The following is a 21,132-nucleotide window of genomic DNA, read 5'->3' as shown; positions in this document are numbered from 1 at the left end:
TTTCTCTTTAGATTTTTATGAAAAATTAAAATTTCAATACTTAAACGGAGCTTTTGATATTGGTCACTTGTATGAAATTTTCTTTTGCTCAATATCCTTGTTTAATCTTTTCAATTACCGCAGATGTTGAATATCCTTTTACAAGTGCTATCGTTTTTACCTCTCCTCCATTAGCAAGGACAAAATCCGCGCCAGCGATATTTTCGACTGTATAATCGTCACCTTTTACCAAAATGTCAGGTTTTAGAGCCTCTATCAGCTCACTCGGGGTAGGTTCGTCGAACAAAATGACAGCATCTACAAATGACAATGCTGACATCAAACGGGCACGTGCATACTCATTTACAACGGGGCGAAGTGGGCCCTTCAAACGGCTTACAGATGCATCTGTATTAAGCCCAAGTACCAGCCTTCCGCCCAATGCATGTGCTTTTTCCAGATAATCAATATGGCCCAGATGTACAATATCAAAACAGCCGTTGGTGAAAACAACTTTCTGGCCTGCTCTTTGCCAATCTTCAATCAGCGTTTTTGCTTCATCTATACGTACGATCTTACTTTCTGTCGGATTCATTCTCAATAATATTTTGGTATAAGAAAAGATGAATTAAGGATTGGTAACTGCCGCCACAGGTTCGTCTGTTGCCTTATTCTGAACTAGTACGAACAAAAATGCCAAAGCGCCTACTACCAGCATAAATAACATTTGCGTACCATGAATAAAAGTTGCCAGCGTTATCCCATCTTTTTGGGTTAAACCATACAAAACCATCACACTCCCTACCAATAAATGATAGGCTCCGATACCTCCCTGCGTAGGTGCTGTCATACCAATTGAACCTACGACAAGCAAGGTAAGTCCTGCCAATAATCCGAGTTGAGAAGTTTCCGGAATACAAAAGAAGAGCACATAAGAAACCAGATAGTATAAGATCCAGATCATTGCAGTGCTCAGAAAGAATAAACCTGGATTTTTCAATTTTCTCACACTCAGTAAACCTTCAAGCATACCTTGTAAAAATCCGGCGATCTTTTGAATAACTGCATTCTGCATCAGTTTATCCCGCAAAGAAGCACTGCGTAAAACGACAATTACAGCAATGATTCCAACCAGGAATACAATACCTCCAATGATCAGAAAAAGATTTGGACCCGCCGCAGGCTGTCCGTTTCCAGAGATTTTACTTTGAAACATTTCTGTAAAAAAGCTACTGAGGCGGTCAAATTCCAGTATGAAGTTCAAACCAATAAGTCCTAAAAGAATGATCACATCAAAAATCCTTTCCGCAACCACTGTTCCAAAACTTAGATTTACAGGAATTTTTTCCAATCTGTAAAGTGTTCCGCAACGGGTAACTTCACCCATTCTCGGGACAATATAATTGGCAAAATATCCGGTCAATACAGAGATTGTACTGTTTAACAGATTTGGTTTATAGCCAAGCGGCTCCATAAGCATTCCCCAGCGCCAGGCCCGGGTTATGTGCGCTCCTATTAAAAGAACACAGGAAAGCGCCATCCAACGCCAATCGGCCTGAGCAAATCTTTTAAGCATATCGTCAAGATTGATATCCTTAAAAACGAACCAGATCAGACCACCCGCAAGTCCCAGCGAGATAATATAGCGAAGTGCGCTTTTCATTTTTGGAAAATTTCGTTTGTGAGTAATAAGACAATCGTCAACAGCAAAGCTAAGCTACAAGCTGGTTGTTATGATCAGGGAAAACGACAAGAGGTTTGTAAGTTTTTGCTTCTTCCGGCGTCATACTTGCATACGATATAATGATGATGATATCGCCAATCTGCACCCTTCTGGCTGCGGCGCCATTCAGGCAGATCATGCCGGTATTGCGTTCACCTTTAATAACATACGTTACAAAACGTTCGCCATTATTATTGTTGACAATATGAACTTGTTCATTTTCAAGTAATCCGGCAGCATCCATCAGATCTTCATCAATGGTGATACTCCCTACGTAATTTAATTCTGCCTGAGTCACCTTAACGCGGTGAATCTTGGACTTCATGATGGTTAGTTGCATTACTCAGCTAGATGAGTGAAATTTTATTGTGAATGCGTGGAAATTCCGCAAAGTTAAAGGAATTATACACAGCCTTCAAAACATAACCGTTTTCGGCGTAGTTCCAATTTTGAATAGTATTCGAATAAGGCATATCTCCCGGCATTTTACCACCGAATTTTTATGGTCACCATACTATTCCGGAAAATAGTAATGGTGAAATAATAGGAAATAATAGTACTATATATCCGAACGTTGTTATATTTAAGCGCTGATTGTTTCCGTTCAGTATGATTTAGTGCAAACACGCTTTTGACTATTATTAATCTTATTTAAGACCAAAACCCGATGAGTACAGAGAATAAACCGAGCGGCGTGACGCGCCGTGACTTTCTTCAGAAAACGACCGCGGCCGCAGTGGGAAGTTTTTTTATCGTTCCAAGAAACGTGCTGGGCAAAGGATTTATCGCTCCGAGTGATAAATTGAATATTGCCGGTATTGGTGTTGGCGGTAAAGGATTTTCGGATACCAACAACGCCTGGAACAAAGGCGCAGAAAATCTGGTAGCGCTTTGTGACGTTGACTGGAATCAGGCAAAAAAGAATTTTGAACTTCATCCTGATGCCAAGAAATATAAAGATTTCAGACGCATGTTCGATGAAATGGGTAAGGATATAGATGCAGTAACGGTTTCAACAACGGACCATATGCACGCGATCATCGCGATGGCGGCCATGCAAAGAGGGAAACATGTGTATGTGCAAAAGCCTTTGACGCATGATATCTACGAAGCGCGTATGCTTACCGAAGCTGCGAGAAAATATAAAGTGGTGACCCAGATGGGGAATCAGGGTGCTTCCAATCCTGCGCAAACGCAGATGAAGGAATGGTTTAACAAAGGTTTGATTGGGAATGTTCATGAGGCACACGTATGGACAAACCGTCCGGTGTGGCCGCAGGGAATTCCTGTTCCAACTGCAAAAATGCCAACGCCGGAAGGTCTGGATTGGGATCTATGGGTCGGCTCTGCTCCATGGGTTGATTATAACCCTGCTTGGCATCCATTCAAATGGCGCGGATGGTGGAACTTCGGAACTGGTGCTTTGGGCGATATGGGATGTCACCTGATTGACCCTGCTTTCAGAACATTGGGACTCGGTTATCCAACAGAACTTGAATGTAGTGTTGGACAAGTATTTATAAAGGATTGGGATGCTGAATACATTCCTGAGGGTTGTCCTCCTTCCGCAAGAGTTCAGCTGAAATTCCCGGCTAATAAAGTGAATAAATCAGAAGTTACACTGACATGGCATGATGGCGGGTTGCGTCCATTCCACCCGGATTTGATTCCTGCAAATGATCCGCTCGGAGAGCCGGACAGCAGTAACGGTGTTTTATTGATCGGAGAAAAAGGTGTAATGACTTGTGGAACTTATGGTAAAGCACCAAAAGTTTATTTGAAAAATGGTACCAAACTGGAATACAAGGAAGGTAATTTTGGAAACAAATACACGCCAATGCCGGAATTCGGTCACCATGTTTCCTGGTCTGATGCCTGCAAAGCAGGTTTTCAAAGCAAAGAACACAAAGCACTGACTTCATCGTTTGACTACGCCGGACCTCTTACTGAAACAGTAATCATGGGTAATCTGGGTATCCGTAGCTATACGCTTCGCCAGGCGAGAGCTGACGGAAAAGGTTTTGACTTCCCTGGACGTAAGAAATTGCTATGGGATGGTACCAATATGAAAATTACCAACTTTGACGAAGCGAATCAGTTTGTGAAACGCACATATCGCGGGGACTGGAAATTGGAGTAGAATCCATTTATATATAAAACAGAAAAAGCCTCGGAAGAGGCTTTTTCTGTTTTATAGCAAACCGGAATTAAAAAATGATATTGTCAATTAACCTGACCGGACCTAAAAAAGTAGCAATGCAAAGTGCCGTAGTACCGGCAGCGCCCAGCGTATGTATAGGTTGCAAGGTTTTGATATTGACAACTTCAAAATAATCAAGTTCAAAGCCGGCAAGGACCAAAAATTCGCGTTGTACGGCTTCTTTTGTTTCTTCTATATCAACTCCGCTTAAAATTTTCTCTTTCGCGTCCACGAGTATTTTGTAAATAATCGGCGCATGTGCTCTTTCTGCTTCGTTCAGTCTTCTGTTTCTTGATGACATCGCCAGGCCGTCATTTTCTCTGACAGTCGGACAAACGATTAATTCAAGATTGAAAGACAAATCTGCAACCAGTCTTTTTACAACCGTTACCTGTTGTAAGTCTTTCTGGCCAAAATAAGCTTTGTGCGGCTGAACAATATTGAAAAGTTTGGAAACTACAATTCCCACGCCGTTAAAATGCCCAGGTCTCGAAGCGCCCTCCATAACCGTTTCAAGCAAACCAAAATTCATGGTAAGCATTGTTTGCTCAGGATACATTTCATCGACCGTAGGTGCAAAAACGGCAGAGCAGCCCGCGGTTTCTAACATTTTGCAATCTTCTTCCAGCGTCCTTGGATATTTCGCCAGATCTTCCGGATTGTTGAATTGTGTAGGATTTACAAAAATGGTGCAAACGGTGATGTCATTCTCAGTGCTTGCCGTTTCAATTAATGATATGTGTCCTTCATGCAGCGCACCCATGGTTGGAATCAGTCCAATACTTTTATTTTGGAGGCGTTGAACAGAAAGGAAATTTTTAAGGCTATGAATTGAAGTAAAAACTTCCATGAAAGGTATTTATAGATGTGAAGACGCCGGATTCGTTACAGACTGACTTTTTCAGTATTGCTGGTAAAATATGCTGATTCCGGCCTTTTCGCGGGGGTTTGTAAAATATTTGGCATAAATACGGCCAAACTCTGCGCAATATTACAATTAGTTTTTAACTTCTATTGAAATCCCGGTTTTTTTTATGTAATTTTGCAAAACTTTTTTTCACAAACTGCTAAATATCTAATGGACAAACTACGAATTTTGTATGTAGCCAGTGAAATCAATCCTTTTCTCCAAACCACAGATGTTGCGGATTATGTTAGAAGATTACCGCAAGCAATGCAGGAACGTGGCGCGGAAATCAGGATTTTGGTACCTCGATTTGGTCTAATCAATGAGCGTAAAAACAGGCTTCACGAAGTAGTTCGATTGTCAGGAATTAATATTACGGTTGGCGATGAAGAAAAACCGCTGATTATCAAGGTAGCCTCCATTCCAAACGCCAAATTACAAGTTTATTTTATAGATAACGATGACTATTTTCACCGTAAATCGGTATTCTTTGATAAGGAGAATAATTTTTACGATGATAATGATGAGCGTGCGATTTTCTTTTGCAAAGGTGTTCTTGAAACTGTGAAAAAACTGGGATGGGCACCGGACGTTGTACATTGCAACGACTGGATGACTGCTTTAATCCCGATGTATCTAAAAACTACGTATCGTAACGATCCGATGTTTAAAGATACAAAAAGTGTATTTACAGTACATAACAACGCTTTTGACTATAAATTTGATGCTGATTTGATGAGCAAGGCAAAAGCAATTGATGTTAGTGATGAGGCACTTTCGCATCTTCACTCAGCAGATTTTGAAGGTTTTGTTAAAATCGGATGTGCATATGCTGATGCTGTTGTCAAAGCCGAAGAGCATTGCAGCGACAGCCTTAACCAGATTTTCAACGATGCACCAAAGCGTGTTGAACTGGATGAGGAAGACGAAAAATTCTCTGAATCTTATTACAATCTGTATACAGATTTGATGAGCTAAAATAGAAAAACGAATTGTTAGATGGCGACCAGTTTCTGGCCGCCATTTTTTTGTGCTTTAATTTTTTGATTCAGTTGACGGAAGGCCACATACAGGGAAATTTCCAGATCATCACGGAATGTTTATATACTGATTTTTTAATAAATTTTAAGATTAAATCCTTCATTATGAATAATATAGTGTGTGTTCGAACACTCTATTAAAATTGGATAATTTTTAGGATTTAGTTTGTTATCTAGTTCAGCTTCTTATTTATTTGCACTCAATACTATACATACATCCAAAATAAATTAAGAGAAAATATGTGCGGAATTGTTGCTTATGTTGGAAGCAGAGAGGCCTATCCATTAATTATTAAGGGCCTTAAACGTTTGGAATATCGTGGTTATGACAGTTCCGGCGTTGCCTTGATGGAAGATGCAGAATTGAATATTTATAAGAAAAAGGGAAAAGTGACTGATCTGGAAAGTCAGTTGAATGGCAAACAATTAAAATCAACAATCGGAATTGGGCATACGCGCTGGGCAACGCATGGTGAACCCAACGATGTCAATGCACATCCGCATTTTTCAAACGATCACAAACTTGCCATTATTCACAATGGTATCATTGAAAATTACGCTTCGATCAAACAAAATCTTTTAAGCAAAGGACATGTATTTCACAGCGCCACGGACACAGAGGTACTGATTCATTTCATTGAAGATATTCAAAAGGAAACGGGGAAATCTTTGGAAGAAGCTGTCAGACTTGCACTTTTGGAAGTTGTCGGGGCTTATGCGATTGTTATCATGTCGGTAGATTTTCCGGATCAGTTAATAGCTGCAAGAAAAGGAAGTCCTTTGGTGATCGGAATCGGAGAAGATGAATTTTTCTTTGCTTCGGATGCAACACCGATTATTGAATATACAAAAGATGTGGTTTATCTGGATGATTATGAGGTTGCTGTGATTCGTGATGGCAAACTAAGCATTCAGAATCTGGACAACACCCAGAAAGTGCCTTATATCCAAAAACTTGAAATGGAACTGGAAACCATCGAAAAAGGTGGTTATGATCATTTCATGATAAAAGAAATTTTTGAACAGCCGCGCTCCATTGCGGACAGTATGCGTGGGAGATTGAGTGCTTCCGATGCACATTTACAGCTTGGCGGTCTGGCAGATTATATTGATGAACTGGCTGCCGCAGACAGGATCGTTATTGTTGGTTGCGGAACTTCCTGGCATGCCGGCCTGGTGGCGGAATATCTTTTTGAAGAACTTGCAAGGATCAATGTAGAGGTAGAATATGCTTCTGAATTCCGTTACAGAAACCCGGTTATCAAAAAAAATGATATTGTAATAGCCATTTCTCAATCCGGTGAAACGGCTGATACCCTGGCTGCGATCGAACTGGCAAAATCAAAAGGCGCGACTATTTTCGGGGTTTGCAATGTTGTTGGTTCTTCCATTGCCCGCGCTTCGCATGCAGGTGCTTACACACATGCCGGGCCGGAAATTGGTGTGGCGAGCACAAAAGCTTTTACCGCTCAGGTAACAGTTTTGACATTAATTGCCATCGCGGTTGCTAAACGAAAAGGCACGATCTCGGAAGAAACTTATCAGCAGCTTTTGAATGAACTGGAAGGTATTCCAACGAAGGTTGAAAAGGTTTTTGAAAATGCGGCCAAGATTAAGGAGATCGCTTTTATTTTTACTTATGTCCGGAATTTCATTTATCTGGGTCGTGGATTGAATTTTCCGGTTGCGCTTGAAGGAGCATTAAAATTAAAAGAAATCTCTTACATCCATGCAGAAGGATATCCGGCTGCGGAAATGAAACATGGCCCTATTGCGCTGATTGACGAAGATATGCCGGTGGTTTTTCTGGCTACAAAAGATGGATCTTATGAAAAAATAGTTTCCAATATTCAGGAAGTGAAAGCGCGGAAAGGTCGTGTGATAGCGATTGTTACAGAAGGAGATACGTTAATTCCGGGTATGGTTGATTTTGTGATTGAAGTACCTGAAGTTCATGAAATTCTTACTCCGTTGGTTTCGGTTATTCCTTTGCAATTACTTTCATATTATATCGCGGTTATGCGTGGAAGAAATGTTGATCAGCCAAGAAATCTTGCAAAATCGGTTACGGTTGAATAGCAATAAATTGATTTTCAGTTAATTGGAATAATAAAATAAGAAGCTGTCCTGTCTGGCGGTTTCTTATTTTTGTTTTGGAATCATACGTAAAATCAGTAATCCAAAATATTGTTTAGCTCTTTTCGTTAGCTTTGCGTGCTAAATTTCTGCTGAAAGAAATCAAATAAATCAATGCAAAACCGTTTCCCTCTCATTATTATTCTTGCTTTATTTTCGTCATTTCTTGTTTCCTGTGGAAATGATCAGCAGTCTTATGTTCCAAGACCGAAAGGTTTTAACCGTATTGACTTACCGGCTCAGACTTATCAAAAGCTGACAGAAAAACATCCTTACACTTTTGAATATTCCCGATCTGCGAGAATAATGCCGGATACTTTTGCTAACGCACAAAAAGACTGGATCTATATTTATTATCCTCAATTCAAGGCCAATATTCAGCTGACTTATAAAGATATCAATAATGATCCAAAACGTTTGCAGGATTATATTAATGATTCTTTTAAATTGACAGGTAAACATCAGGTTCGCGCTTCTTCAATTCAGGCGCAAAAGCTGGTTACGACAAATGATCTGACTGCGATGATTTTCAAGATTGAAGGCGATGTCCCAAGTCCCTATCAATTCTATACGACGGATAGTACCACGCATTTTTTACGCGGTGCGATCTATTTTTCTACCGCCACTAAAAATGATTCTTTGGCTCCGGTAGTAAATTTTATTCAAAAAGATATGGTACATCTTTTGAACACATTGCAGTGGAGATAAAGTGATTTTAATCTTGTAGCGAATACAGGAAGAATGTATCTTTGAAATAAATATTAACACTTCTTCATAAAAATGGCCAGAAAGCAAATCAAAAATCAGCTCCCACTTGATTTCTCAGTTCGTGGAAATAGAATTATTCTGCATTTAGGTCAGGTGGAAAGCCAGAAATTTGCTAACCAGCTTTTTGATGGATTGGTCAACGGCGACTGGGTTATTGAGCCAGCAGGCGAGGTTGCCGATGTATCTTACGCTCAGGATATCGTTCATCAGATCGGTCATAAATTACCTTATCCCGAAGGAATTAAAATTGCTCAGTTACATAATATTGATACAACCTTCAAAGGTTTTGCCTGCATGTATCATCAAAAAGGCTGGGTATTTGTGAATGCTGCATCAGAGATTAATGAACGGAATTACCACATTCATTTATTGACGGTATCGCTTGGTCTGCATAGTATGTATTCGAGTCCGGCCTCTTTGGCAAATCGTTCGGAGCAATTGATTTTTGATGCATTGTTGCCCTACAAAGATGTTGAAAGTTTTTTCCGTGATGATATTTCCAAAATCCCGGGTTTCCTTGCTTCTGATATTGCCAACTTTTTTAAAGTGCCATTCCCTATGGTTTTGAAAAGAGCAATGCAATTAAGAATTATCACAGACGAACAATACCGCACCTTCATGACGGTTAAACCAGCTGCTTCAACAAAACCAAGAGAGCTTTTTATTTCGAAGGAAGGAAATATTGATGATCTGGAAGCGCAATTGTTTGCAGAAGGATCAGGTGAATGATTTCTCCCAGCCCTAGGTATCCAGATTGCTCAAATCCGGCAAGGGACTAACCGAAGTCCATCCGCCATCCACTATCAGACTTTGCCCGGTAATATGCCCTGATGATGGCGAAAGCAGGAATAACGCTGCATTCGCAATGTCTTCACAAATTGCAGGCCTGCCCATGGGAGTAATTCCGGACCATATTTTTGGGTAAGTCGGATCGGTTGTTAACGTTCTTTCTGTTAACGTAGCACCTGGCGCAACTGCGTTAATTGTGATTCCGTAAGGAGATAATTCCAGTACAAGATTTTTGGCAAGCATTTCCAGCCCGGCTTTCGTCATCGCATAAGCACCCAGAAATTTATGTGATTGATGACCAACAACAGACGACATCAGCAAAACCCTCCCACCTGATTTTTGGGTCCGCATTTGCCTGGCTGCTGCCTGAGTCAGTAAAAATGATCCCATCAAATTCACCTCCAAAACCTTTTGAAGATTTTCTTTTGGGTAATCGAAAAAGTCACCAAAGAGAGTAATACCTGCATTGGCAACAGCTATGGTTAACTTTCCAAAACAACTGACGGCTTCTTCCACCATTCCGTCGATGATATCAGATTGCGAAGCATCTCCTGCAAATGCAATACATTCTCCGCCCATTCCCCGAATGGTATTGGCAGCCTGAGTGGCAAGATCTGCATCAAAATCGTTTAAAATTACGCCAGCTCCTTTTAATGACAATTGTTTGGCAATCTCAAATCCAATTCCTTGTCCGGCACCTGTTACGATGGCAACCTGGTTATTAAATATGTCGGTATTCATAATTTTTGTGGGTTAGGTTTATTTGCCGGTCTGGAAAATTGATTTTATTAACCATTCCGACTTTTATAACCCGTCGGACGGCCGAAAAAGCCGTCCGACGGGTCGCTCGCTCCAAAATCAGGCTATGTGCCACCGGTACGACTGTTTTTTCTACCGTCCAACCGGGTTATAAACTATTTCAGATTCAAATAGTGATTGTACTCTATCACAGAGTTATCAATTAGTTAATCACTTCGACTTTTTATAACCCGTCGGACGGCCGAAAAAAGCCGTGCGACGGGTCGCTCGCTACAAAATCGCTATGTGCCACCGGTCCGACGGTTTTTTCTACCGTTGGACCGGTTTAAAAACTATTTAACAGCGAAAAATACAGTATCACTAAAATATCCTCTCAATCATTTCCTCAGAAAGTACCTGTCTCGATAGTTCCAAAAACTCATTCCCATCCTCTGAAATATTGAACAGCAACCAGGCCTTTTCTTGGTTACATAACTTTTCATTTCTCAGCAAAGCATATTCCTTTGCAGAACTAAATTCCCACCTTTCAATTTTCTTTACCAGACCTGCCTTCAAAGGATTTTGATGAATATAATGAAAGCATGTTTCAGCGTATAGTGGATTTTTTGTTTCCAATACCTTCGCTTTTGTGTGCTGTTGAAATAACGAACCAGTTCTGTTTTGTTGTTTATTAACAGCCTGGGAATATGAACTTAATATGATTTGAAATGCTCTGTTTATCTCCTTTTCCTCCGATTTATCTTTTGATTCAATTAAAAAATGAAAATGATTTGGCATGAGACAATAGGCTAGCAAGTCGCAATGAGGCAAAAGATATTTTTCTACTTTTTTAATGAAATAAAGATAATTACCATAGTTGAAAAATATCTTTTCCTTGTTATTGCCTCTGTTGTACACATGGTATAGTGTGTTTGGTTTAAATTCCATGAAGTGTGTTAATGTGTGTTGTGAATGAAAATTTAGCAGTTTGTATCCTGATTCTATATTTTCTGATTGTTGACACTTTTATAACCCGTCGGACGGCCGAAAAAAGCCGACCGACGGGTCGTTTGCTCCAAAATCGCTATGTGCCACCGGTCCGACGGTTTTTTCTACCGTCGGACCGGTTTAAAAACTATTTCAGATTCGAATAGTGATTGTACTCTATTACAGAGTGATCAATTAGTTAATCACTTCGACTTTTTATAACCCGTCGGACGGCCGAAAAAGCCGTCCGACGGGTCGTTTGCTCCAAAATCGCTATGTGCCACCGGTCCGACGGTTTTTTTTACCGTCGGACCGGTTTAAAAACTATTTTAGATTCGAATAGTGATTGTACTCTATTACAGAGTGATTCATTAGTTAATCACTTCGACTTTTTATAACCCGTCGGACGGCCGAAAAAGCCGTCCGACGGGTCGCTTGCTCCAAAATCGCTATGTGCCACCGGTCCGATGGTTTTTTTACCGTCGGACCGGTTTAAAAACTATTTCAGATTCATAGAATATTAAATTATATCAATGCGAATCCCTCGTCACCTTATCCCCGGAACCACCTCTCAAAAAGTCCAGATCAGCACCAACGTGCGCTTGCATGACGTGATTGATATGAAGATTAACGTAACCGCGGTTATAACCCATTTCCAGAGGTTTCCACAAAGCGCGTCGTCTTTCCAGTTCTTCATCCGATACTTCCAGATTTAACTTTCTGTTTTCGACATCCAGTTCAATATAATCGCCATCCTGCACCAATGCCAATACGCCACCCACAGCGGCTTCCGGAGAAATATGCAAAACAACAGTTCCGAAACCGGTACCGCTCATCCGGCCATCAGAAATACGGACCATATCAATGACACCTTTTGCCAGCAATTTTTTTGGTAAAGACATATTCCCAACCTCAGGCATACCTGGATATCCCTTTGGGCCTACATTTTTCAAAACCAGAATACTGTTTTCATCCACGTCCAGATTCGGGTCATCCAATCTTGCTTTGTAATCATCTATATCTTCAAAAACAACTGCTTTTCCACGGTGTTGCATAAGTTCCGGTTTCAAGGAAGCCGACGGTTTTATTACCGCTCCGTTTACACTCAGATTTCCACGAACAACAGCCAGACCTGTAAGATCCTTAACGGGTTCTTCCAGAGTCGCAATTACTTCACTATCAAAACATTCTGCGGAAGCACAGTTTTCTGCGACTGTTTTTCCATTGGCTGTAATTGCGTTTTGGTGTAACAGGGAAAGCATTTCCTTGATCACAACCGGCAGACCGCCAGCATAATAGAAATCTTCCATAAAATAACCACCAGAAGGTTGGAGGTTCAGCAGGAGCGGTATTTTTTCGCACAATGCGTTAAAGTCATCCAGAGAAAGATCGACACCAATACGACCGGCTATCGCCAGCAAATGGATCACAAAATTTGTAGAACCGCCAATGGCTGCATTCAGCATAATTGCGTTTTCAAAAGCTTCTCTGGTTAATATTTGTGAAAGACGCAGATCATCTTTCACCATCTGCACAATCCGGCGACCGGATAAATGCGCGATCACTTTTCTTCTTGAATCGGCTGCCGGAATTGCAGCGTTTTCAGGCAAAGTCAAACCAAGCGATTCAACCATACAAGCCATGGTTGAAGCTGTTCCCATTACTGCACAATGTCCCTGGCTGCGGCACATACAAGCTTCCGCCGTAGTCAGTTCTTCCTGAGTGATTTCACCTTTCCGATACATTTCGCTGAACCGCCAAACATCACTGGTACCAATCGTTTTTCCGCGGTAACGGCCTGTCAGCATAGGTCCGCCTGAAACCACAATAGTAGGAATATCCACACTTGCTGCGCCCATAACCAAAGAAGGAGTTGTTTTATCACAACCACAAAGCAATACCACTCCATCAATCGGATTGGCGCGGATCGATTCCTCAACATCCATACTGGCCAGATTTCTGTACAACATGGCCGTAGGTTTTATCAAGGTTTCACCCAGCGACATAACCGGAAATTCCAGTGGAAATCCGCCTGCTTCCCAGACACCCCTTTTCACAGATTCGGCCAGTTCACGGAAATGTCCGTTGCATGGCGTCAATTCCGAAAACGTATTACAAATACCAATTACAGGGCGTCCTTCAAATTCGTCAGCCGGATAACCCTGATTTTTCATCCATGCTCTGTATATAAATCCGTCTTTTCCTTCTTTTCCAAACCAGCCTCGGCTGCGCAATTTATTTTCTTCCATTAGTCGCCATTGTTTATATTCGATTAGTAAAGGCAGTAAGTTGTTAAATATAATTCCATCCGCCCTTTAAAAAGTAAAATATAGTATCTTCGTCTACCACGTGGCTGCTATTATACTATGATTTGTCCAGATATTTTTCGGTTGCCTTTTTCCATCCTATTAACCTGCTTATTTATCAGCGCGACAGCCCTGCCATCTATGGCTCAGATTCATAATGGGCAGTTTCTTGAAAAATTGCTGAAAAAACATTCGACTCATTTAGCCAATGTTCTGGATAATCCGGATAAATATGAGGTTCAGATTTTATATACCAAAATTGATCGTAACAATAAGAATGAGCCTCGTTTTACTACATATGGATATCATGTCAATAGCTCAAAATATTTCTATCCCGCCAGTACAGTAAAACTTCCGGCCGTGCTTTTGGCTTTGGAGAAATTAAACAAACTTGGCATTGACAAGTATACGCCGATGTTTACCGGCGCAGACAGACCGGAGCAGACTGCTGTAAGTTCTGATACAACAGCCGAAGATAAATTACCATCAGTGGCACATTACGCAAAAAAAATATTGCTGGCGAGCGACAATGATGCTTTTAACAGATTGTATGAATTTATCGGGCAAAAGGATTTTAATGATTCTCTGCATGCCAAAGGGTATAAGGATGTGAGAATTTCTCACCGGCTCGAATCTCCGGTTGGTACTGAAAATAATCGTTATACCAATCCAATCCGTTTTGAAAAAGATGGAAAACTGGTTTACGAACAGCCAGGAAAATATTCAGATCAAAAATTTATTTCACCTGATCCGATTAAAAGAGGAAAGGGGTATATCAAAAACGGAACGCTTGTTAACGAACCGTTTGACTTTACAGAAAAGAACTTTTTTGCGCTTGAAGATCAACATAAACTTTTAAAGGCACTATTCTTCCCGGAAAGTGTTCCGGCAAAGGAACGCTTTAATCTGACGAAGGAAGATTATCGTTTTGTATACCAATATATGTCACAATTTCCGGTTGAAACGGAATTTCCAGCAAATTATACGGATGATTATTACGACGGTTACGTCAAATTTTTACTGTTTGGAGGAACAAAAACACGTTTGCCCAGACATATTCGCTTATTTAATAAATGCGGTGATGCTTATGGATATTTGCTCGATAACGCTTACATCGCAGATTTTGAAAAAGGAATTGAATTCATGTTGACGGCCGTTATTTATTGTAATGAAGATCAGATTTTCAATGATAATAAATACGATTATGATGAAATCGGGTTACCTTTTATGCGTGATCTAGGAAAGGCAGTTTTTGATTATGAACTTGAAAGACATCGTACAAACCGTCCTGATCTTGGCCGTTTTGAGGTTCGGTACGACAAATAAATCAGGAGATTTTTAACTTAATCCTTGGAGCAATCTGGCAGATGTAGAGATTGATAAAATGGCCGGCAATCAATAAGATTGATCCAATATATCCCAGCCAATGAAATATATAATGCCTTCCTTCAAAAATAAGTGAGACTGCAAAGATCAATAAAGCTCCCCATAGCAGCATTTTCAATAGAATCGATTTGTGATCTTTTGTTGCAAAATATACTGCAATCCCATTGATCAGTATAAAAATATAATCAAGCGAAATAAAACCGATGTATGTGTGATGGTTATCCGTAAATGCTGTTCCCATCGCAAGGGCAGGTACGGCGATGCAATGGATTATGCACAAAACGGACCCGAGTATTCCTATATAATCTGCTTTGTTGTGTGAATGTGTCATTACTGATTTTGAATGATAGGGGTACAAAAGTAAAACTTCGCACTTTTAAATGCAACAATGTTGCAAAATATTTTGTTGATTATTTTGAAGCATAAATGAAAAGAATTTGTCTTTATGACGATTTTCGTGAACTTCGAACTTAACTTTGGCAGGAAAGGTTTTTAAGGTAGCCAATACCAGAATAGAATTTAAATTGGTACATAATGGAGCAATTGAGGGAAACATTGAAAGGTCATCATTTACGTACAACAACGTGTCGTGAGGATGTACTTTCTGCTTTTATAAATAAGAAAAATGCGCTTTCACATGGTGATCTGGAAGGAGCGTTAGGAGAAAGCTACGACCGTGTAACAATCTATCGTACTTTAAAAACTTTTCTGGAAAAAGGTATTATTCATAAAGTGCTGGATGATGAAGGCTTGCGTTATGCACTTTGTTCACAGCAATGTTCGGAAGAAAAACACCAGCACGACCACATCCATTTTAAATGCAGTGCTTGTGGTAAAACAAATTGTCTTGAAAATTTACACATCCCGAATGTTACTTTACCACAGGGATATCAGCCTGCAAGTTTCAACTTGCTTATTCAGGGTACCTGTCCTGAATGTGTTGCTGAATAAATATAAAAAGGGGAGGCCGGTAAAAAACCAGTCTCCCTTTCTCATTACTTCCACCTATTTCACTTTCAGATTAAAATCAAGGTTTACATCATCGCTGCCAGGTGTGATGGTTCCGTTTTTAGCATTTGGCTGATGACGAAGCTGCACTTTTAGTGTACCTGTGCCGGCTGCTCCCGCTATGGCAGTACCAGTTAATCCAATCGGATAGCCATTTGTATCCTTATCTCCGTAAGTATAAGTCAAAAGTGTTGTAGGATTTGGCGTATAAACCAATAAATGCTCAAATGCTTTTTCCTTGATTTCTGCTGTGATATCGTCAACCGGCGTTTTACTTTCATCCAGGAATGCGGGTGTCAAAGTATAACTTGTATTTGCTTTCAATGAAATAGTATCAAATTTGGTTGGCGCATTTCCACCATCTCCATCAGGATCTTTGTAAGCAAAAGTGGTTACCGTTCCGGTCCCAACTTCGGTAAATGTGAGCGTAACGGATGTGATCAGCTCATTTTCATCATCGGCTTTCACCTCATCGCCTGAGTCTTTACACTGCGTGAATAATGTGGTAATGCCAAAAAGTAACATCCAGGTTAATTTACGATTCATGTTCATTTATTGTTTTGTTAAATAAAAAAAGGATAAGATCTTTTCAGGCTCCGAATGTCCATTTGAGGCGTAGCGAAGCATTTCGGCCAATGTCGTCAGCATAATAGCGGAAGCGGTTCATGTAATCCCGGTATACGGTGTTGAATAAGTTTTGAACAGAAAGTCCGATTTCCAGTTGTTGTTTATTGGACAAATGGATGGTGCCGCCGGCCTGAATATTCCAAAGTGAATAAGCCGCAGGCGGGGGCATAAAATCACTGTTCGGTGGAACAAGTTTCTGGCGCGCTACCCACAGATTTCCAACAGAAAAAAAGACATTATGAAAGTTTGCCAATAAAGGAATTTCATATTTTAACTGATTATCCAACCGGTTTGCAGGAATCATCACCAGATAATCATCATTGCGGGTATCGTAAGCTTTCAGGTAACTTAGCTTGCTGGTTACGGTGATGTTTTTGACAAACTGCCAGGCAGCAGAAACATCAATCCCCTTAAAGGATGCATCTGTTTGTGTGTATTTGAAATAGGGGAAAGCACCTCTCACCGTCAAAATCGGTTCTGGCTGAGGTTTCAGATAAATAAAATCCTTGATATAATTAAAATAACCACCGATTTCAATCGTAAGTTTTTCACTTGCGTATTTTATACTGGCAATCGAGTTGAAAGCTTTTTCAGGATGTAAAGTAGAATCTCCTTTTTCATAAGCCGCGGCTCCATGATGCACACCGTCGCTGAACAATTCACTTACGTTTGGTGCGCGCCAGGTACTGCCGGCGTTGAGACGTGCCGATAAATTTTGTGTTAAATTCCTGGTTGCTCCCACAGTCCCGGAGGCATTGTGGAAATCAAAATAATTTGAAATTTTCTGGCGGCTCGCAATCCTGTGCGTACTCAAGGTGCGGTAATCATAGCGAACACCGGCTTCAAATTCCCAGTCATTTTTGATATACCTTTCAATCCAGAAAACGCCGATATTAAATTGGTTGAAATTCGGGATCAGCGGCCGGCCCGTCATCAGATTATACTGGTATAATGTACTCAAACCAATTTGTCCCGAGATTTTTCCGGCGATTGGTTTATGATCCCAGATCACATCATTCGTCAGTGTATTAAGTTTGAAAGTTAATTCCGGATGATTCAATGCCGCTATCGAATCATTTCTCGGGACGTGTAAATCATATTCATTCCGGTTGTTGACCTGTTGCGCAATGGTCCATTGCAAACGGTTTCCATCCTGAAAATTATAATGCGCTTCTGCTTTGAGCAGATCATGCGTTACGTTTTGATCGGGCCTTCCGATCTTGTAGCTAAATCCTGATTTAACGAAAGGTTCGCCATTTTTTATCACGTTAAGTAAATCGGTCACACTGCCAATATGTGAGCCTGAGAAGATGCCGATTTTTGTATCAAAACGGCTGTAAAAAAGATCAATTCCAAAACCTTTGTGACGGTAGCCGGCACCAAGAGAAAAATTCTTTTCACTGATTCCGGTGTTATCAAGGAAATAATTCGGCGTACGAATATTTCCACCGCGTTTGATAGTACCCTGTGCACGCCATCCAAAACCGGATAATCCTTTTATTCCTCCCTGTATAGTCGAAGAAACAACACCTTGCCGACCGTTTGTAAAACCAACGAGATTCACTTCACCGCTTAACGGTTTGTTAAAAGGCAATTCCTCCGGTTCAACCAGAATCACACCACCAATAGCATCCGAGCCATACCGCACTCCGGCTGCGCCTTTAATAACAGAAAGGCGTGTTGCAACAAAAGGATCGATTTCCGGTGCATGTTCAGAACCCCATTGCTGACCTTCCTGCCTGACGCCATTGTTCAGGATCAAAATCCGGTTGCTATGCAAACCATGTATAACCGGTTTTGAAATCGATGACCCGGTTTGCATGGAAGTCACACCGGAAATCCCTTTTAAACTTTCACCTAATGTTTGTCCTCTGGTTTGTTCAAGATCATTTCCAGAAATCATGGTCAGCGGCTGCGATGATGGTGCATCTGTCCGTTGTGCTGTGATCTCCACATCTTTTAAATGAACTTCCTGTTCCAGAAGTGTGAAATTCTCTTCGTGCCCGGTTTTCAGATCGATGGATTGTTTATAAACACTATATCCTACAATCCGCGCTTCGAGTGTGTAAGCTCCGGGGCATAAATCCTTGATTTCGTATCGTCCTTTATCGTTCGTAAAAACACCATTCGTTGTACCTGTCAACAAAACAGTTGCTCCTGCAATGGGCTGGCCGCTATGCTGGTCGCGAACAAATCCTTTGATAAAACAGGTACAAGAAGGGTTTTGTCCATGGCTAATAGATGAATTAATAAGGATCAGGAATAAGAAAAAATAACTTTTCATCTGTTATTAAAAAGGAAGTATGTCATGAAGAGCTGATTTCAGAATGAAAAATTTCTTCACCAACATTCACCGGATTATGTTCAAGATTAGGAGTGACGAGTCAATAAACGGAATTTGTTTTTGCCACAACGTTGCAAAAGTATTATATATGCAACTATGTTGCAATATAAATTCTGATTTTTCTTCCCGGCTTTTATTTTTTAGCTTGTAAATTTGGGAACTGAATGTTGTCAAAAAGCCCTCAGCTAACCGTAAATCCAGATAAAGTGCCGGATCTTCTACTGATTAAAATTTTATTAATGCCACCGCTAATCGCTGGTGTGACACTTTCCGTGCGAAAATGGGGAGAGGGATTTGGTGGCTGGGTGGGAGGATTTCCCTGGATTGCAGGCCCGATTTCGATTTTTATAGCCCTTGAAAACGGCGCAGATTTTGCGGCTTCCACAGTACCATCCGCTTTGATGGGATCAATCGGTACTACCTTTTTTGCTTTAATTTATTCTATTGCAGCACCAAGAATGCATTGGCTTCCGGCATTGTTACTCAGTTATCTGGCATTTTTTATTGTTGCACTGGCGTCATTGGGACGAACACCTTCGCTACCTTTTGCAGCCGTTTTAAATTTGATTGTGCTGACAGGCGTCTTGTATATTTTTCCAAAACCAAAGGACAAGCCAGAATATAAAAAACACCCTTTTTATGATATTCCGTTGAGAATGTTTGTAGCAACATTATTTGTGGTTTTATTAACCCAGCTTGCAGAAAAGCTAGGTCCTACATGGAGCGGAATTCTGACGCCATTTCCAATTATGACCTCGACACTTGCCGTTTTTACGCATATACAACAAGGTCCACAAGCCACAGCCAGAATTCTTTTTGGATTACTCTCTGCAAGTTACGGTTTTGTACTTTTCCTTATCGGTGTATGGTGGCTCGTACCGGTAATGCCGGTTGCAATTGCATACGGTATCCTGGCTATACTGACAATGGCGGTAAATGCGTTGGCTATAAGATTGATAAAGAAACAGGATCAGTTGGCATCTTAAACACGTTCCAGTTTCACCGGATATGTTTTCTTCGCATTCCACTGGCAAACGTAAATGTTTTTGTCCTGATCTATACAAACGTCATGACAGTGCATAAATATTGGTTTGTCCTGAACCATAAGCTGCAATTTTCCATTGACATACTCCGGTTTAGTACCCCCGGGATTGGATATTACTTTGTTGTTTTTGTCAAGAATTGTAACAAAACCCGAATCTGGTGTCTGGTTTAAATAGCGCAGACGAGACCAGCAAACACCGGAATATAATGTGTCGCCATCGAATACCGGACGACATACATATGCACCCGGCAAAAAGATCGTCGATAAATATTTCCCGTCTAATGTGAAACGTTTGAATGCGTTATGGGCGCGGGAAGTGATCAACAGAGTAGGATTGGCTTTGTCACGCGTGTCAATCGCGATACCGTGTGCCGTAGAAAACTGACTGTCTTCGTCGCCCGGGCCGCCAAATTTATCTATGAATTCACCTTTTGGTGTATATCTCAAAATCCATTGCGAACCATATCCGTCCGCAATATAGATTGTCCCATCAGGGCCAATTGCCGTTTCGGTTGGTTTAAAAGCATCTGCTTCTTTATACGCTCCAACTTTTGAAGGATGCTCAATAGTCATCAGGATTTTCCCTTTCAGATCTGTTTTAAAAACTTTTCCTATATTAGGATCACATATAAAAAGGAATTCCTCTCCATTGGCATTCCAAAGCGTGAGCCCATGTCCGCCAGGGAAATCGTGGCCCCAGCTATCCAGTAATTTACCGGAACGATCATAGATCAATATATTATTCTTCACCTCGTCGCCCACCATAATCAAACGCCCTTTGCTGTCTTCAACCATTTCATGGCAGTTGTTAACCGGAAATTTGGACGCATCCAGATTCCCCCAACCCTGATGTACCCGGTAGCGGTGTGTTCCATGACCGATTATTTCTCCGTCTGCTTTTGGTTTGGCGTTAAGGATATAAAATGGTTTGAAAGTAAGTGCGGCGGCGGTTACGGCTGCAACTTTGGCGAATTGACGGCGGGATTGATTATCGTTCATGAAAAGAGGTTTTTCAAGAAAAGACGGAGAATCTGATTTTCTATCTATTTTCTATAAAAAAGACCTTGCAATTTGTGTTTGCAAGGTCCTGGATTCTTTGGTAAATGTAATGAATTTGGGAGAAATTATTATGTCACCCTTTCAGGGTTG

The 21,132-nt window shown here is 40.8% G+C and carries 19 protein-coding genes; 8 read left to right on the top strand and 11 right to left on the bottom strand.

The features are described 5' to 3' along the window. Nucleotides 1-88: 88 nt before the first annotated feature. The 3 genes from rfaE2 to panD are packed head-to-tail and all read right to left on the bottom strand — an operon-like array spanning nt 89 to nt 2,042. Nucleotides 89-574, bottom strand: coding sequence for a D-glycero-beta-D-manno-heptose 1-phosphate adenylyltransferase (gene rfaE2, locus LXL81_RS21470; RefSeq protein ID WP_234648817.1), 486 nt, complete (start codon nt 572-574; stop codon nt 89-91). Nucleotides 575-607: 33 nt separating this feature from the next. After that, nucleotides 608-1,642: a lysylphosphatidylglycerol synthase transmembrane domain-containing protein gene (locus tag LXL81_RS21465; protein WP_234648816.1), complete on the bottom strand. Its 1,035-nt coding sequence runs from the start codon at nt 1,640-1,642 to the stop codon at nt 608-610. 49 nt (nt 1,643-1,691) lie between these two features. Next, nucleotides 1,692-2,042: an aspartate 1-decarboxylase gene (gene panD, locus LXL81_RS21460; RefSeq protein ID WP_234648815.1), complete on the bottom strand. Its 351-nt coding sequence runs from the start codon at nt 2,040-2,042 to the stop codon at nt 1,692-1,694. Nucleotides 2,043-2,369: 327 nt separating this feature from the next. On the opposite strand from panD, the gene LXL81_RS21455 reads away from it, so the two are divergent. Continuing rightward, nucleotides 2,370-3,842 (top strand): Gfo/Idh/MocA family protein, encoded by a 1,473-nt coding sequence (locus tag LXL81_RS21455; RefSeq protein ID WP_234648814.1) that lies wholly within the window; start codon nt 2,370-2,372, stop codon nt 3,840-3,842. Nucleotides 3,843-3,909: 67 nt separating this feature from the next. Here LXL81_RS21455 and panC read toward each other — a convergent pair whose 3' ends face one another. Further along, nucleotides 3,910-4,752, bottom strand: coding sequence for a pantoate--beta-alanine ligase (panC, locus tag LXL81_RS21450; protein ID WP_234648813.1), 843 nt, complete (start codon nt 4,750-4,752; stop codon nt 3,910-3,912). A 228-nt stretch (nt 4,753-4,980) separates the two neighbouring features. Between panC and LXL81_RS21445 the strand changes: the two genes are divergently transcribed. The 4 genes from LXL81_RS21445 to LXL81_RS21430 all read left to right on the top strand — a co-directional run bounded on the left by LXL81_RS21445 (nt 4,981) and on the right by LXL81_RS21430 (nt 9,482). Further along, a complete protein-coding gene (locus LXL81_RS21445; protein ID WP_137339094.1) occupies nt 4,981-5,787 on the top strand; it encodes a glycogen/starch synthase in 807 nt (268 codons plus the stop codon). Between the two features lie 302 nt (nt 5,788-6,089). Beyond that, the gene (gene glmS, locus LXL81_RS21440) at nt 6,090-7,928 is read left to right on the top strand and encodes a glutamine--fructose-6-phosphate transaminase (isomerizing) (protein WP_234648812.1); all 1,839 of its coding nucleotides are present in this window, start codon (nt 6,090-6,092) and stop codon (nt 7,926-7,928) included. Nucleotides 7,929-8,099: 171 nt separating this feature from the next. Continuing rightward, nucleotides 8,100-8,693 (top strand): gliding motility lipoprotein GldD, encoded by a 594-nt coding sequence (gene gldD, locus LXL81_RS21435; RefSeq protein ID WP_234648811.1) that lies wholly within the window; start codon nt 8,100-8,102, stop codon nt 8,691-8,693. A 72-nt stretch (nt 8,694-8,765) separates the two neighbouring features. Further along, nucleotides 8,766-9,482, top strand: coding sequence for a hypothetical protein (locus LXL81_RS21430; protein WP_234648810.1), 717 nt, complete (start codon nt 8,766-8,768; stop codon nt 9,480-9,482). A 12-nt stretch (nt 9,483-9,494) separates the two neighbouring features. On the opposite strand, the gene LXL81_RS21425 is transcribed toward LXL81_RS21430, so the two are convergent. The 3 genes from LXL81_RS21425 to LXL81_RS21415 all read right to left on the bottom strand — a co-directional run bounded on the left by LXL81_RS21425 (nt 9,495) and on the right by LXL81_RS21415 (nt 13,516). Further along, on the bottom strand, nt 9,495-10,283 hold the full coding sequence (locus LXL81_RS21425) for an SDR family NAD(P)-dependent oxidoreductase (RefSeq protein ID WP_234648809.1): 789 nt from the start codon (nt 10,281-10,283) through the stop codon (nt 9,495-9,497). 378 nt (nt 10,284-10,661) lie between these two features. Further along, on the bottom strand, nt 10,662-11,228 hold the full coding sequence (locus LXL81_RS21420) for a transposase (protein WP_234648808.1): 567 nt from the start codon (nt 11,226-11,228) through the stop codon (nt 10,662-10,664). Nucleotides 11,229-11,797: 569 nt separating this feature from the next. Then, the gene (locus LXL81_RS21415; protein ID WP_234648807.1) at nt 11,798-13,516 is read right to left on the bottom strand and encodes an IlvD/Edd family dehydratase; all 1,719 of its coding nucleotides are present in this window, start codon (nt 13,514-13,516) and stop codon (nt 11,798-11,800) included. Nucleotides 13,517-13,714: 198 nt separating this feature from the next. On the opposite strand from LXL81_RS21415, the gene LXL81_RS21410 reads away from it, so the two are divergent. Continuing rightward, on the top strand, nt 13,715-14,899 hold the full coding sequence (locus tag LXL81_RS21410; protein WP_234648806.1) for a serine hydrolase: 1,185 nt from the start codon (nt 13,715-13,717) through the stop codon (nt 14,897-14,899). A 1-nt stretch (nt 14,900) separates the two neighbouring features. Here the strand turns inward: LXL81_RS21410 and LXL81_RS21405 are convergent, their stop codons facing one another. Next, on the bottom strand, nt 14,901-15,290 hold the full coding sequence (locus LXL81_RS21405) for a MerC domain-containing protein (RefSeq protein ID WP_234648805.1): 390 nt from the start codon (nt 15,288-15,290) through the stop codon (nt 14,901-14,903). Nucleotides 15,291-15,493: 203 nt separating this feature from the next. On the opposite strand from LXL81_RS21405, the gene LXL81_RS21400 reads away from it, so the two are divergent. After that, nucleotides 15,494-15,910: a Fur family transcriptional regulator gene (locus LXL81_RS21400; protein WP_234648804.1), complete on the top strand. Its 417-nt coding sequence runs from the start codon at nt 15,494-15,496 to the stop codon at nt 15,908-15,910. 54 nt (nt 15,911-15,964) lie between these two features. Here LXL81_RS21400 and LXL81_RS21395 read toward each other — a convergent pair whose 3' ends face one another. Continuing rightward, complete coding sequence (locus LXL81_RS21395; RefSeq protein ID WP_310589605.1) at nt 15,965-16,513, bottom strand: hypothetical protein; 549 nt, start codon at nt 16,511-16,513, stop codon at nt 15,965-15,967. Between the two features lie 43 nt (nt 16,514-16,556). Beyond that, nucleotides 16,557-18,878 (bottom strand): TonB-dependent receptor, encoded by a 2,322-nt coding sequence (locus LXL81_RS21390; RefSeq protein WP_234648802.1) that lies wholly within the window; start codon nt 18,876-18,878, stop codon nt 16,557-16,559. 299 nt (nt 18,879-19,177) lie between these two features. On the opposite strand from LXL81_RS21390, the gene LXL81_RS21385 reads away from it, so the two are divergent. Further along, nucleotides 19,178-19,924, top strand: coding sequence for a hypothetical protein (locus LXL81_RS21385; protein ID WP_234648801.1), 747 nt, complete (start codon nt 19,178-19,180; stop codon nt 19,922-19,924). Here the strand turns inward: LXL81_RS21385 and LXL81_RS21380 are convergent. Beyond that, the gene (locus tag LXL81_RS21380; protein WP_234648800.1) at nt 19,921-20,982 is read right to left on the bottom strand and encodes a 6-bladed beta-propeller; all 1,062 of its coding nucleotides are present in this window, start codon (nt 20,980-20,982) and stop codon (nt 19,921-19,923) included. The genes LXL81_RS21385 and LXL81_RS21380 overlap by 4 nt on opposite strands. Nucleotides 20,983-21,132 lie beyond the last annotated feature (150 nt).

The sequence above is a fragment of the Dyadobacter sp. CY356 genome (assembly GCF_021440195.1).
Classification (GTDB): domain Bacteria; phylum Bacteroidota; class Bacteroidia; order Cytophagales; family Spirosomataceae; genus Dyadobacter.
This window is presented reverse-complemented; position numbering and strand designations above follow the sequence as displayed.